This window comes from Streptomyces olivoverticillatus (genome assembly GCF_014203555.1).
GTDB lineage: Bacteria > Actinomycetota > Actinomycetes > Streptomycetales > Streptomycetaceae > Streptomyces > Streptomyces olivoverticillatus.
Genome location: NZ_JACHJH010000001.1, coordinates 544013 through 557495 on the forward strand (window position 1 = coordinate 544013; position 13483 = coordinate 557495).

The window sequence follows — 13483 nt, forward strand, 5'->3', positions numbered from 1 at the left end:
GGCCATGGCACCGGCGCCGGCGTCGCCCGGCCACGGGGTCGCGGCCGTCGTCGAAGGATCACCCGGCATCGGAGGCCGGGGCATCGCACCGGTGGTGGAGGGGTCGCCCGGCCACGGCGTGGCAGCCGTCGTCGACGGGTCACCGGCCATGGCACCGGCGCCGGCGTCGCCCGGCCACGGGGTCGCGGCCGTCGTCGAAGGATCACCCGGCATCGGAGGCCGGGGCATCGCACCGGTGGTCGAGGGATCCCCCGGCCACGGCGTGGCAGCCGTCGTCGACGGGTCACCCGGCAGGGGGGCCTGCGGCATCGCACCCGTGGCGGGGCCACCGCCCTGCCACGGTGCACCGCCGGGAGCACCGGCGGGCCGGTCTGCGCCGCGCGCACCGCCGCGAGCGCCGCCGCCCTTGGGGCGGGCGCCCCGCACCGGCAGCGGCGGCACGGCGCCCGTTGCACCGGGGTCGCCCCCGGGCCGGTCGGCGCCGCGCGCGGGCGAGGACTTGCGGGGCGCGAACCAGTCGCTGGTCTTGTCCGACGACGCGCGGGAGTCCTGTGCCGCCGGGGCCGCTTGGGGCGTCGGCTTGGGGCGGGTGGGCAGGCCCTCCTTGCGCTCCTTGCGCGGGGCCGCCGGCTCGGCGGGCGGCTGCGCCGCGGGCGCGGCCGGGGTCTGCGCGTCCGCCTCCTCGACGGGCGTCCGCATGACGACCGGCGGAATGGGCCGCGAGCCCGGGATGTTGATACGGATCCGCGTCGTCAGCGTGGTCTCGGTCTTCGGCTCACCGGGCTTGCCGCCGGAAGCGGCAGCCCCGGTCACCGCGTCCGCGCCGGAGGCGTTGCCGTACGGCGGGGTGCCCGAAGGATAGGCGGCGCCACCGCGCCCCTGGGGGCCGGAGGACGAACTGTCAGATTCACGGCTCAAAGCAGGTTCTCCCGGTTACTCTTCGCCGCCCTCGTTTGACCTCGCTATGGGTCGCCCATTTGCCGGAGGCCAGGGGAGGCTCGGCGGCGCGCACCACCATACTGGGCACCACGGGTACCCACTTGACGACCGCTCGATCACCCACGTGCCCGGTCGGCCGACAGTCGGGTAGAAAACGTCACGTCACTTGCCAAGTCGGGCCGTAGCCCCGTCCGGTTGCGGCACTTTCGCCACCGTGGCACAGATCACAGCGACGACCATCCCACCCAACAAAAAGACATATGAGCCGATTCCTGCACCGAAAAGGAAGTCTCCCTCCGGGCGGCTCGCGGCCAGGACGAGCACCGAAGCCAGCCATCCGGCGCCCGGCGCCGCGCCGCCGGCTCTGGAGCGCATGAGGGTGACGCCGCCCCAGCAGAGCCCGGCGATACCGAGCAGCGCGAGCAGCAACCCGCCGGGGAACCAGCCGCCTTGCACCAGCGCCCCGGCCGTCCCGGCGAGGAAGCCGAGGACGGCCAGGCCCAGATAGCCGGCCAGGCGTCCGGGGGTCGGAAACGTCATCAGGCCGCCGTTCATGCCTCAACCCCCGCGAAAAGGTCGCTTTCGAGCCCTTCGGACACTCCGGGCCACCCCCGGACGAGCCGGTAGTACTCGGTCGGGAAGAGCGGCTGGCCCAGGTCGTTGGAGAGCGCGAAGAAGGGGCCGTCCACGGCGATCTGCGTGGCGTGGGCCCGCATCGCGGCCGCCTTGGCGGCTGCGTGGGCGGTGGTGTCGACGGCCGCCGTGACCTCCTCGTCCGGCAGCACGCCGGGCACGTCGGCCGCGGTGGCGATGCCGGGGAAGGGGATCTCACGGCCCGCCGCGCGCAGCCGTGCGAAACCGGCCTCGACGACGGAGAGCGGCACACAGTTCCAGTAGATCTTCGCGATCTCGTGCGGATCGCCGAGGTCGCGGCGGAAGGCGGGCTCGGCCGCGAGGTCGGCGGCGCGCATGGCGACGCGGTGCGCCTGGATGTGGTCGGGGTGACCGTAGCCGCCGTCCGGGTCGTAGGTGACCAGCACCTGCGGGCGGACGGCGCGGATCACCTCGACGAGGTGGGCGGCCGCCTCGTCGAGGTCGGCGCGCCAGAAGGACTCGGGCCGGTCGTTCTGCGGGGCGCCCATCATGCCGGAGTCGCGGTAGCACCCGGGGCCGCCGAGGAAGCGGTGGTCTTCGACGCCCAGCTCCCGCATCGCGGCCGCCAGTTCACCCATGCGGTGCGCACCGAGGGCGTTGTCCCGGTCCGCCGCGAGATGCGCCAGTTCGGGCGGGATGACCTCGCCCTCCTCGCCCAGCGTGCACGTCACCAGCGTGACGTGCACGCCCTCGGCGGCGTACTTGGCCATGGTCGCGCCGTTGTTGATCGATTCGTCGTCCGGGTGCGCGTGCACCAGGAGCAGCCGGCGGCCGGGAAGGTCGGTCATGGGAACAGCCTACGAGTCGTACGGGCCCGCCGGGGTGCCGCCCGGGGGTACGGGCCCGCAGTGCGTGCCGTCAGAACTTGAAGCTGCTGATCATGCCTGCGACGTTCGACGTCAGCTGGTGCACCGTCGGCCCCACGGAGGAGCTCGCCAGATAGAAGCCCAGCAGCATGCAGACCGCGGCGTGGCCCGCCTTCAGGCCGGATTTCCGGACCAGCAGGAAGACGATGATCGCCAGCAGCAGCACCGCCGAAATCGAGAGTGCCACGGGCGGCTCACCTCCAAGGACGCGCGGTCGGACGGAAGACATACGAATGCCCGGAGGGGCACCCGCACGCCGGGAGTCATTACCCACTATGCGCGAGCGATCATAACTTTCCGTGCGCATGCATGACTCGGTGCACAGGAGCAAACACGGGGCGCACGGCGAGTTTCCGCCGCTCTTTGCTGACGGGCCGACAGGAGCGCGGTTGACGTTCCGCCGGACCGTGGTTGACGGACACGGCTGCGCCGTAGTCTCGCCCGCATGACCGGACAGCTCTCGTTTCCCCGACAGCACGCCCGTACCCAGCGCTTCACCCTGGGCGCGCCGCGTGGGTTCACCGTTTCCCCGGACGGCTCGCGGGTCGTCTTCCTGCGCTCGCGCGGCGGCACCGACCGGGCCAATGTCCTGTGGGTGCTCGACCTCGACACCGGGCGGGAGTACCCGGCCGCCGACCCGGCCGTGCTGCTGGGCGGCGCCACGGAGGAGCTGTCGCCCGAGGAGCGGGCGCGCCGCGAGCGCAGCCGCGAGGGCTCGGCCGGCGTGGTGGGCTACGCCGTGGACGGCGCTGCGGAATGGGCGGCCTTCGCCCTCTCCGGGCGGCTGTACGTCTCCGAGCTGCGCAGCGGCACCACCCGTGAGCTGGACGTGCCCGGCCCGGTCGCCGATCCCCGGCCCTCCCCCGACGGGCTGCGCGTGGCGTATGTGACGGACGGTGCGCTGCGGGTGGTGGAGGCGGACGGCAGCGGCGACCGGGTGCTCGCAGGCCCGGAGAACGCCACCACCACCTGGGGGCTCGCCGAGTTCGTGGCCGCCGAGGAGATGGACCGCTCGCGCGGCTTCTGGTGGTCGCCCGAGGGCGACGCACTGCTGGCCGCCCGGGTGGACGACGCCCCGGTGAGCCGATGGTGGATCGCCGACCCGGCCAACCCCGCCGACGCGCCCGCCGAGGTGGCCTACCCGGCGGCGGGCACGCCCAACGCCGAGGTGTCGCTTGCGCTGCTGCGGCTCGACGGCTCGCGGACCGACATCGCGTGGGACCGCGAGCGGTACCCCTATCTCGCGCGCGTCCACTGGTCGGCGGGCGGCCCGCCGCTGCTGCTGGTCCAGGCCCGCGACCAGCGGTCGCAGGTGTATCTGACGGTGGACACCGCCTCCGGGGCCACAAGCGTGCTGCACGCGGACGAGGATCCGAAGTGGCTTGAACTGTTCGCCGGAGTCCCGGCATGGACGCCCGACGGCAGGCTCGTACGGATCGCGGACGAGGGCGGGGCCCGCGTGGTGGTCGTCGGCGACCGGGCGCTGACCGGTCCGCAGTTGCATGTGCAGGCGCTGCTGGACGTCGCCGAGGGCGAGCTGCTGGTCGCGGCGTCCGCCGGCCCGGAGGCCGAGGAGCCCGAAACGGGTGAAATCCATGTCTACCGCGTGAGCGAGCTGGGCATCGAGCGGATTTCGGAGGGTCTCGGGCGGCATTCGGCGGTGCGTTCGGGCGCGGTCACCGTGCTGGCGTCCGCCTCCCTGGACCGTCCGGGGACGGAGGTCCGGGTGCTGCGCGACGGCAAGCAGACCGCCGTCGTGGGCTCGTGCGCCGACACGCCCGTACTGACCGCCCGCGTACGCCTCACCCGGGCCGGCGCGCGGCGCATTCCGTGCGCGGTGCTCCTTCCCACCGGCTACCGGGACGGCGACGGGCCGCTGCCCGTCCTGATGGACCCCTACGGCGGTCCGCACGGCCCGCGCGTGGTCGCCGCGCACAACGCGCACCTGACCTCGCAATGGTTCGCCGACCAGGGCTTCGCCGTGGTCGTCGCGGACGGCCGCGGCACCCCGCACACCTCTCCGGACTGGGAGAAGGCCGTCCACGAGGACTTCGCGGGCGCGACCCTCGACGACCAGGTGGAGGCCGTCCGGGCGCTGGCGGGCAGCTACCCGCTGGACCTGGGCCGGGTGGCCGTCCGCGGCTGGTCGTACGGCGGGTACCTGGCGGCCCTCGCCGTGCTGCGGCGGCCCGACGTCTTCCACGCGGCCATCGCGGGCGCCCCGGTCACCGACTGGCGGCTGTACGACACCCACTACACCGAGCGCTATCTGGGCCTGCCCGAAGAGCGCCCGGAGGTCTACGACCGCAACTCCCTGGTGACCGACGACGGTCTGTCGCAGGCCGCGGAGCAGGCCCGGCCGCTGATGATCATTCACGGCCTGGCGGACGACAACGTGGTCGCCGCGCACACCCTGCGGCTCTCCTCCGCGCTGCTCGCGGCGGGCCGCCCGCACGAGGTGCTGCCGCTGTCGGGGGTGACGCACATGACCCCGCAGGAGCAAGTCGCGGAGAACCTCCTGCTGCTCCAAGTCGACTTCCTCAAGCGGAGCTTGGGACTCGGCTGACCCCCTTGGAGTGACCCGGGTGGCGGCGTGCTTGACCAAGCTGTCAAGCACGCCGCCACCTCGATCTGCACAACCTTCGCTCAAGAAGCGGCGGAGCCCCGCTTACCGCGGTGCAGGGCCCTTGACCGCACGGTGAATCCATTGCCAGAGTCCGGCTCAACCCACTGCGTTCGAGTGCCACAACTTGCTGGGTTCCCCGATGACTTGGCGGAGGATGTGCACCGATGACGAGCCCTTCCCCGGCCGCGCCCGCGACGGAGCCCGGCACCGCCCCCGCCGAGCTGATCGGCCGGTCGCCAGGCCAGCTGATGCGGCGGCGCTTCAGACGCGACCGGGCGGGGGTCGTCTCCGCCTTCGTCGTCGTCTTCTTCTTCCTCGTCGCGGTCGGCGCGCCGCTGATCTCCATGGTCTACGGCAAGGACCCCACCACCACGTACGGCCTCAACGAGACCGGCCTGCTCAACCAGTTCGGCTATCCCGTCCAGCCCAACGGCGGCATCTCCGGCCGCTTCTGGTTCGGCCTGGAGCCGACCCTGGGCCGGGACGTGCTCACGCAGCTCGCCTACGGCATCCGCACCTCGCTGCTGATCGCCGCCGCGGCCACGGCGCTGTGCGTGGTGACGGGCGTGCTGGTCGGGGTGACGGCCGGCTATCTCGGCGGCAGGACGGACTACTTCCTGGGCCGCTTCATCGATCTGCTGCTCGCCTTCCCGCAACAGCTGTCGTTCGTCGCCTTCACGCCGGTCGTCTACGCGCTGTTCGTCAGCCCGGAGAAGGAGACCCCGACCTATCTGCGGGTGCTCACCCTCATCCTGGTGCTGTGGGCGCTGGGCTGGATGGGGCTGGCGCGGCTGCTGCGCGGCCAGGTGCTGAGCCTGCGGGAGCGGGAGTTCGTCGAGGCGGCCAAGGTGACCGGCGCCTCGCCCTGGCGGATCATCACCCGTGAGCTGCTGCCCAACCTGTGGACGCCGATCCTGGTGCAGTCGACCCTGATGCTGCCCACCCTGGTGACGGCCGAGGCGGGGCTGTCGTTCATCGGCGTCGGCGTCGTCGAGCCCACCCCCGACTGGGGGCGGATGTTCGCCAACGGCGCCAAGTACTACGAGAGCGACGTCACCTACATCTTCTTTCCCGGGCTCGCGATGATCATCTTTGTGGTCGCCTTCAACCTGCTCGGGGACTCCGTCCGGGACGCCTTCGACCCCCGCACCCGGCGCTGACCGACCCGGCGGCCCGAACCGGCACTCCACCGTCAACCGACAGGCAGGTGCAGCTCATGAGGACGACAGTCAACCGAAGAGCACGGCACGCGGCGGTGCTGGCCGCCGGCGCCCTGGTGCTCTCCGCGTGCAGCAGCGGGGGCGGCGGAGGCGGCGGGGACGACAGCAGCGCGGGCCCCGGCCAGGACAAGAACGTCTCCTCCAACTACTCCCTCGGCAGCGCGTCCGACTCGGCCGGTCCGGCGCCCGAGCCCGCGGGGGCCAAGGAGGCCAAGAAGGGAGGAACGGTCACCGTCCTGCAGCGCGACGCCTTCCACCACCTCGACCCGGGGCAGATCTACTTCGGCGACATGCTGATCAGCCAGTTGCTCTACAACCGTTCGCTCACCGGCTACAAGGTCGACGAAAACGGCAAGGTCAAGGTCGTCGGCGACCTCGCCACCGACACCGGCACCTCCGCCGACGGCGGGAAGACCTGGAAGTTCACGCTCAAGGACGGGCTGAAGTGGCAGGACGGCTCGCCCATCACCTCCCAGGACGTGCGCTGGGGCATCGAGCGGCTCTACGCCTCGTTCGAGACGGACGGCCCGCAGTACATCCAGCAGTGGCTCTCGGGTGACGGCACGTCCTACCGCAAGGCGCTGCCGGACGGCCCGTACGACGGCAAGCACCTGCCGTCCTCGGTGCTGGACACCCCTGACGACAAGACCATCGTCTTCCACTTCCTCAAGCCGCACGCGGACGCCCCGTTCGCCACGGCGATGCCCAACATCGGCGCGGTCAAGGCCGACAAGGACGGCAAGCAGAAGTACGACAACGAGCCCTTCTCGTCCGGCCCCTACCAGGTCGCCGACTACAAGACCGGCAAGTCGCTTACCTTGGTGCGCAACACGAACTGGAACCCGAAGACGGACCCCATCCGCCACCAGTACCCCGACAAGTTCGAGATCAGCTTCGGCCACCAGGCCACGGACTCCACCCGGCGCCTGCTGGCCGACCAGGGCCCCGACAAGTACGGCATGTCGTACACCAACGCCGTCGCACCGGAGATGGTCCAGAAGGTGCTGAACGACGCCGGCACCAAGAACCGCCGCTTCGTCGAGATCCAGCCCTACCTCGACGTCATCAACTTCAACATGGACCGCCTCAAGGACGTCAGGGTCCGCAAGGCCCTCGCCTACGCCGTGCCCAGCGGCCAGATCATCCAGCAGATCGGCGGGGCGACGGCCGGGCAGCTGGCCACCAACCTCCTCTCCCCCTCCATCGACGGCTACAAGCCCACCGACCCGTTCGGCAAGAAGGCCAAGCCGAACGGCGACCCGGACAAGGCCAGGGCCCTGCTGAAGGAGGCCGGCAAGGAGGGCCAGGAGATCGTCTACGCCTACGCCAACACCGACGTCCAGCAGAAGGTCGCGGTGGTCGTCACCCAGGCCCTGGAGCGGGCGGGGTTCAAGGTGCAGAAGAAGGAGGTCGACTCCAACGTCTGGGACAACTCGATCGGCGAGGTGAAGAACGGCTTCGATATCTTCCGCACCGGCTGGGGTGCGGACTGGCCGGTCGCCTCGACCGTCGTCCCGCCGCTCTACGACGGCCGGGTGATCGCCGACGGCGCCCAGAACTACTCCCACCTCAACGACCCGGCCGTCACCAAGGAGATCGACCGCGTCAACGCGATCCCCGACGTGAAGACGGCGGCGCCCGAGTGGCAGAAGCTCGCCGACAAGATCCTCACCGATGACGTCCCCGCCGTGCCCACCTACGCCAACCTCCAGTTCTCCCTGTGGGGATCGGGGCTGGGCGGCGTCAAGTACCACCCGGTGTACGGCTACCCGGACCCGTCCAGCGTCTTCGTGAAGTAGCCGCGGGGGCGGCCGGGCCGCGCAGGCCCGGCCGCCCGCCGAACGACCCCGCCAGCCCGCCCGACCCGTGAGGCAGCGCAGCCATGCTGAGATTCCTCGCCCGCCGCACCGCCGGTGCGCTCGTCATCATCCTGCTGATCAGCGCGATCACGTTCTTCCTGTTCTTCGCGCTGCCCTCCGACCCGGCACGGATGTCCTGCGGCAAGAACTGCACCGCCGACGCGCTCGCGGTCATCCACAAGAACCTGGGCCTCGACCAGCCGGTGCCCGTCCAGTACTGGCACTACATGGCGGGCATCTTCACCGGCCGCGACTTCTCCGTCGGCCACTGCTCGGCCCCCTGCTTCGGCTACTCCTTCTCCAACCAGCAGCCGGTGTGGGGCACCATCGTGGACCGCTTCCCCACCACCCTGTCGCTCACCCTGGGCAGCGCCGTCGTCTTCCTGACCGTCGGCGTCGGCTTCGGCATGATCGCCGCGGCGTTCCAGGGCCGGTGGCCCGACAAGTTCTTCAGCTCGCTGTCGCTGATCGCCAACTCGCTGCAGATCTACTTCGTCGGCATCATCGCCCTCGCCGTGTTCGTCACCGGACTGCACTGGATGGACAACCCCGCCTACTACCCGATCACCGAGAACCCCGCGAAATGGTTCACCGGGATGCTCATCCCCTGGCTGGTGCTGTCCATCATCTTCGTCGCCAACTACACCCGGATGACCCGCTCCCAGATGGTCGAGCAGCTCTCCGAGGACCATGTGTGCACCGCCCGCGCCAAGGGGCTCGGCCACCGCACGGTCTTCTTCCGCTACGCGTGGCGGGGTGCGCTCGCCCCCATCGTCACCATCTTCGGCATCGACCTCGGCTCGCTCTTCGGCGGCGCCATCATCACCGAGTTCACGTTTAGCCTGCACGGGCTCGGGCGGCTCGCGGTGGACTCCGTCGGCCAGACCGATCTGCCGACGCTGATGGCGGTGATGCTGATCAGCTGCGCGGCGATCGTGGTGGCAAACATTGTCGTCGATGCCGCCTATGCCTTTATCGATCCGCGGGTGCGGCTTGCGTAGTCGGCTGCGGGTCGTTCGTGGCTGGTCGCGCCCACGCGGCGGAGCCGCATGTGGAAGCTGTCCCGCGCCCCTTACGGGGCACTCAGCCCCAGGAGTTCACACCGTGACCGCGTTCCTCTCCGTCAAGGATCTCTTCGTCCGGTTCTCCACCGAGGACGGCACCGTCAAGGCCGTCGACGGTCTCTCCTTCGATCTGGAGCGCGGCCGCACCCTCGGCATCGTCGGCGAGTCCGGCTCCGGCAAGTCCGTCACCAGCCTCTCCGTGCTCGGGCTGCACGACGCCCGCTCCACCGAGATCCGCGGCGAGATCCTGCTCGACGGGCAGGAGCTGACCGGCGCGCCGGAGTCCGTGCTGGAGAAGCTGCGCGGCGACAAGATGGCGATGATCTTCCAGGACTCGCTGACCGCCCTCTCGCCGTACTACACCGTCGGCCGCCAGATCGCCGAGCCGTACCGCAAGCACACCGGCGCCTCCAAGCGCGAGGCGCGGCAGCGGGCGGTCGAGATGCTGGAGAAGGTGGGCATCCCCAACCCCTCGCTGCGCGTCGACGACTACCCCCACCAGTTCTCCGGCGGGATGCGCCAGCGCGCGATGATCGCGATGGCACTGGTCTGCGACCCGGAGCTGCTGATCGCCGACGAGCCGACGACCGCGCTCGACGTGACCGTCCAGGCGCAGATCCTGGATCTGCTCAAGGACCTGCAGCAGCAGACCGGTTCGGCGATCGTGCTGATCACCCACGACCTGGGGGTCGTCGCCAACACGGTGGACGAGCTGCTGGTGATGTACGCGGGGCGGGCCGTCGAGCGCGGGTCGGTGCGGGAGGTGCTGCGGGCGCCGCAGCACCCGTACACCTGGGGGCTGCTGGGGTCGATGCCGCGGCTGACGTCCGACGTGAACGAGCCGCTCACCCCGATCCCGGGCACCCCGCCGAGCCTGCTGGCGCCGCCGCCCGGCTGCCCCTTCCATCCGCGCTGCGCGTACACCGCCGAGGCGGGGGGCGAGGTCTGCCGCACCGAGCGGCCCGTGCTCCCTCCGGGGCGGGGCGCCGCCTGCCATCTGAGCGCGGAGCGGAAGCGGACCGTCTTCAACGAGCAGATCAAGCCCCGGCTGGGCTGAGGAGCGAGCCATGACCGACAAGGTGTCCCTGCCCGCGCCGCGCGACGGCTCGCCGGGCGAACCACTGCTGGTGGCCGAGGGGCTGACCAAGCACTTCCCCATCATGGGCGGGTTCCCCGTGAAGCGGCGGATCGGGGCGGTGCAGGCCGTGGACGGCGTCGACCTGACCGTACGGGCGGGCGAGAGCTTCGGCCTGGTCGGCGAGTCGGGCTGCGGCAAGTCCACCACCGGCCGGCTGCTGACCCGGCTGCTGGAGCCGACCGCCGGGCGCATCAGCTACCGGGGCGAGGACATCACCCGCGCCGGGCGCAGACAGCTCGCTCCGATCCGCTCCGAAATCCAAATGATCTTCCAGGATCCGTATTCCTCGCTGAACCCCCGGCAGACGGTCGGAAAGATCGTCTCCGGCCCGATGGAAATCAACGGCATCAATCCGGCGGGCGGGCGCGAGGCCCGGGTCCGGGAGCTCCTGGACGTCGTGGGCCTGAACCCCGAGCACTACAACCGGTTCCCGCACGAATTCTCCGGAGGCCAGCGCCAGCGCATCGGCGTCGCACGGGCGCTGGCCCTGGAACCGAAGGTCATCATCGCCGACGAACCGGTCTCGGCGCTCGATGTCTCCATTCAGGCGCAAGTGGTCAACCTGCTGGGCCGGTTGCGCAGGGAGATGGGCATCGCCTTCCTCTTCATCGCGCACGACCTGGCCGTCGTACGGCACTTCTCGCAGCGGGTCGCGGTGATGTACCTCGGCAAGATCGTGGAAGTGGGCACCCGCGAGGACATCTACGGGCGCCCCCGCCATCCGTACACCCACGCCCTGCTCTCGGCGGTGCCGGAAACCCACGATGCGGACGGTACGCGCAGGGTGGGGGCACCTCCCGGCGGTAGCCGGGGGAGGATCCGCCTGGCGGGCGACGTGCCCTCGCCCGTCATGCCACCGTCCGGCTGCCGCTTCCGCACCCGCTGCTGGAAGGCCCAGGCCCGCTGCGCCACGGAGGAACCACCCCTGACGCGCGCGGACGGAAACACGGAGGGCCACTTGTCGGCTTGCCACTTCCCGGAGCCGCCGACGGTGGCCCGAAACACGGAGGTCATCCTGGACCCGGCCCTGCGGGCGGCGGAGGACGCGGACGGCGCTGGAGGGTAGCCGGATCTCGGCTGCCCTACGCCCCCGTTTCGTTCGGGACCACGCTGCGTTCCTCCGCGAAGTGGCACGCCGATACGTGCGCCGCTGGGCCCCCCGGCTCGCGGAACCACTCCGGGATCTCCAGTGGCGGGACCTCCGCCGTGCACTTCGGCTGGGCCTTCCAGCAGCGGGTGCGGAAGCGGCAGCCCGACGGCGGATGTGCCGGCGACGGCACGTCCCCCGCCAACAAAATCCGTTCGCTCCGGGCGCGCGGGTCCGGGACGGGGACCGCCGACAGCAGCGCCTGGGTGTAGGGGTGCGTCGGGTGGTCGTAGATCTGGACGTCCGTGCCGACCTCCGCGAGCTTGCCCAGGTACATCACCGCCACCCGGTCCGAGATGTGCCGTACCACCGACAGGTCGTGCGCGATGAAGACGTACGACAGCTCGAACTGCTGCTGCAGCCGTGCCAGCAGGTTGACGACCTGGGCCTGCACCGAGACGTCCAGCGCCGAGACCGGCTCGTCACAGATGATGATCTCGGGGTTGAGCGCCAGGCCGCGCGCGATGCCGATGCGCTGCCGCTGACCGCCCGAGAACTGGTGCGGATAGCGGTTGATGTATTCGGGGTTCAGGCCCACCACGTCCAGCAGTTCGCGCACCTTCCGCCGCCGGTCGCCCTTGGGGGCCACCTCCGGGTGGATGTCGAAGGGCTCGCCGATGATGTCGCCGACCGTCATCCGCGGGTTGAGCGAGGTGTACGGGTCCTGGAAGACCATCTGGATGTTGCGACGCACCGCCTTCAGGGCGCGCCCGGACAGCCTGGTGATGTCCTCGCCCTTGTAGCGGATGTGCCCGGCGGTGGGCCGCTCCAGGTGGACCAGCATCTTCGCGACCGTCGACTTGCCGCAGCCCGACTCCCCCACGATGCCCAGTGTCTCGCCGCGCCGGAGCTCGAAGGAGACGCCGTCGACGGCGTGGACGGCGCCGGTCTGCTTCTTGAAGAGGATGCCCCGGGTGAGCGGGTAGTGCTTGACCAGGTCCCGGACCTCCAGGAGCGCCTCGCCGTCAGCCCTCATCGAGGGTCTCCTTCCAGAAGTGGCAGGCGCTGGCGCGGCCCGGGGCCACGGTGAACAGCGGGGGCCGGTCCGTGCGGCAGATGTCCCGGGCGCGGGGGCAGCGCGGGTTGAACGGGCAGCCGGAGGGGATGTCGGTGAGGTTGGGCGGCAGGCCCTTGATGGCGTAGAGCTCGCGGCCCTTGCGGTCCAGGCGCGGGATGGAGGCCAGCAGGCCGCGGGTGTAGGGGTGGGCGGGTGCGGCGTACAGGTCGTGGACGGGGGCGGTCTCCACGATGCGGCCCGCGTACATCACCGCGATCTTGTCGGCGACGTCCGCGACGACACCCAGGTCGTGGGTGATCAGGATCAGACCCATGTTGAACTCGCGCTGCAACTCCGCGAGCAGATCCATCACCTGCGCCTGGACGGTCACATCCAGCGCCGTCGTCGGCTCGTCCGCGATGATCAGGTCCGGCTCCAGGGCCAGCGCCATCGCAATCATGATGCGCTGCCGCATACCGCCCGAGAACTGGTGCGGATAGTCGCGCACCCGGTCCGCGGCGGCGGGGATGCGGACGCGCTCCATCAGCTGTACGGCTCGGGCGCGGGCGTCCTTGCGGGACATGCCCTGGTGCACCTCGAACATCTCGCCGAGCTGGGCGCCCACGGTCATCACGGGGTTGAGCGAGGACAGCGCGTCCTGGAAGATCATCGCCAGTTCGGCGCCGCGCACCCTGCGCCGCTGCTCCTCGCCCATGCGCAGCAGGTCCCGGCCGCGGAAGAGGACCTCGCCGCCGGTGACGAAGCCGGGCGGCGAGTCGAGGATGCCCATCACCGCCTGCGCGGTCACCGACTTGCCCGACCCGGACTCGCCGAGCACGGCCAGCGTCTGCCCGGCCTCGACGGTGTAGCTGACGCCGCCCACGGCCTTGGCCACCCCGTCCCGGGTGCGGAACTCCACGTGCAGGTCGCGTACGTCCAGCAGGGTCGCCGGCTGCTCGTCCGCCGTCATCGG

The 13483-nt window shown here is 70.9% G+C and carries 11 protein-coding genes and 1 pseudogene; 6 read left to right on the forward strand and 6 right to left on the reverse strand.

Annotated features, from left to right (window positions below; translation table 11 throughout):
- The 4 genes and pseudogenes from FHS39_RS25220 to FHS39_RS02505 form a co-directional block, all read right to left on the reverse strand.
- A pseudogene (locus FHS39_RS25220) lies at positions 1-918 on the reverse strand (hypothetical protein); the annotation flags it as partial.
- Between the two features lie 183 nt (positions 919-1101).
- Entirely contained in the window at positions 1102-1494 is a 393-nt protein-coding gene (locus tag FHS39_RS02495) for a DUF6113 family protein (RefSeq protein ID WP_246469760.1), read from the reverse strand.
- Positions 1491-2381: an N-acetyl-1-D-myo-inositol-2-amino-2-deoxy-alpha-D-glucopyranoside deacetylase gene (gene mshB / locus FHS39_RS02500; protein WP_184346068.1), complete on the reverse strand. Its 891-nt coding sequence runs from the start codon at positions 2379-2381 to the stop codon at positions 1491-1493. The genes FHS39_RS02495 and mshB overlap by 4 nt, the downstream gene beginning before the upstream one ends.
- A 70-nt stretch (positions 2382-2451) precedes the next feature.
- Positions 2452-2646, reverse strand: a complete 195-nt coding sequence (locus FHS39_RS02505) for a hypothetical protein (protein ID WP_184346069.1) — start codon at positions 2644-2646, stop codon at positions 2452-2454.
- 258 nt (positions 2647-2904) lie between these two features.
- On the opposite strand from FHS39_RS02505, the gene FHS39_RS02510 reads away from it, so the two are divergent.
- The 6 genes from FHS39_RS02510 (at position 2905) to FHS39_RS02535 (ending at position 11432) form a co-directional block, all read left to right on the forward strand.
- The gene (locus FHS39_RS02510) at positions 2905-5025 is read left to right on the forward strand and encodes a S9 family peptidase (protein ID WP_184346070.1); all 2121 of its coding nucleotides are present in this window, start codon (positions 2905-2907) and stop codon (positions 5023-5025) included.
- 224 nt (positions 5026-5249) lie between these two features.
- Positions 5250-6245 carry an ABC transporter permease gene (locus FHS39_RS02515; RefSeq protein WP_184346071.1) on the forward strand — a complete coding sequence of 332 codons (996 nt, stop codon included), beginning with the start codon at positions 5250-5252 and terminating at the stop codon, positions 6243-6245.
- 56 nt (positions 6246-6301) lie between these two features.
- Positions 6302-8104, forward strand: coding sequence for an ABC transporter substrate-binding protein (locus FHS39_RS02520; RefSeq protein ID WP_184346072.1), 1803 nt, complete (start codon positions 6302-6304; stop codon positions 8102-8104).
- A gap of 83 nt (positions 8105-8187) precedes the next feature.
- Entirely contained in the window at positions 8188-9165 is a 978-nt protein-coding gene (locus FHS39_RS02525; RefSeq protein ID WP_184346073.1) for an ABC transporter permease, read from the forward strand.
- Positions 9166-9268: 103 nt separating this feature from the next.
- Positions 9269-10285 (forward strand): ABC transporter ATP-binding protein, encoded by a 1017-nt coding sequence (locus FHS39_RS02530; protein ID WP_343069320.1) that lies wholly within the window; start codon positions 9269-9271, stop codon positions 10283-10285.
- Positions 10286-10295: 10 nt separating this feature from the next.
- The gene (locus tag FHS39_RS02535) at positions 10296-11432 is read left to right on the forward strand and encodes an ABC transporter ATP-binding protein (RefSeq protein ID WP_184346075.1); all 1137 of its coding nucleotides are present in this window, start codon (positions 10296-10298) and stop codon (positions 11430-11432) included.
- 16 nt (positions 11433-11448) lie between these two features.
- Here FHS39_RS02535 and FHS39_RS02540 read toward each other — a convergent pair whose 3' ends face one another.
- Together FHS39_RS02540 and FHS39_RS02545 are read right to left on the reverse strand one after the other, a co-directional pair.
- A complete protein-coding gene (locus FHS39_RS02540; RefSeq protein WP_184346076.1) occupies positions 11449-12489 on the reverse strand; it encodes an ABC transporter ATP-binding protein in 1041 nt (346 codons plus the stop codon).
- Positions 12479-13480, reverse strand: coding sequence for an ABC transporter ATP-binding protein (locus tag FHS39_RS02545; protein ID WP_184346077.1), 1002 nt, complete (start codon positions 13478-13480; stop codon positions 12479-12481). The genes FHS39_RS02540 and FHS39_RS02545 overlap by 11 nt, the downstream gene beginning before the upstream one ends.
- Between the last annotated feature and the right edge of the window lie 3 nt (positions 13481-13483).

Bases quoted from the DNA above. Each gene is read 5' to 3' on its own strand.
- FHS39_RS02495 (WP_246469760.1), bottom strand. From the start codon at position 1,494: ATGAACGGCGGCCTGATGACGTTTCCGACCCCCGGACGCCTGGCCGGC.
- mshB (WP_184346068.1), bottom strand. From the start codon at position 2,381: ATGACCGACCTTCCCGGCCGCCGGCTGCTCCTGGTGCACGCGCACCCG.
- FHS39_RS02510 (WP_184346070.1), top strand. From the start codon at position 2,905: ATGACCGGACAGCTCTCGTTTCCCCGACAGCACGCCCGTACCCAGCGC.
- FHS39_RS02515 (WP_184346071.1), top strand. From the start codon at position 5,250: ATGACGAGCCCTTCCCCGGCCGCGCCCGCGACGGAGCCCGGCACCGCC.
- FHS39_RS02520 (WP_184346072.1), top strand. From the start codon at position 6,302: ATGAGGACGACAGTCAACCGAAGAGCACGGCACGCGGCGGTGCTGGCC.
- FHS39_RS02525 (WP_184346073.1), top strand. From the start codon at position 8,188: ATGCTGAGATTCCTCGCCCGCCGCACCGCCGGTGCGCTCGTCATCATC.
- FHS39_RS02535 (WP_184346075.1), top strand. From the start codon at position 10,296: ATGACCGACAAGGTGTCCCTGCCCGCGCCGCGCGACGGCTCGCCGGGC.
- FHS39_RS02540 (WP_184346076.1), bottom strand. From the start codon at position 12,489: ATGAGGGCTGACGGCGAGGCGCTCCTGGAGGTCCGGGACCTGGTCAAG.
- FHS39_RS02545 (WP_184346077.1), bottom strand. From the start codon at position 13,480: ATGACGGCGGACGAGCAGCCGGCGACCCTGCTGGACGTACGCGACCTG.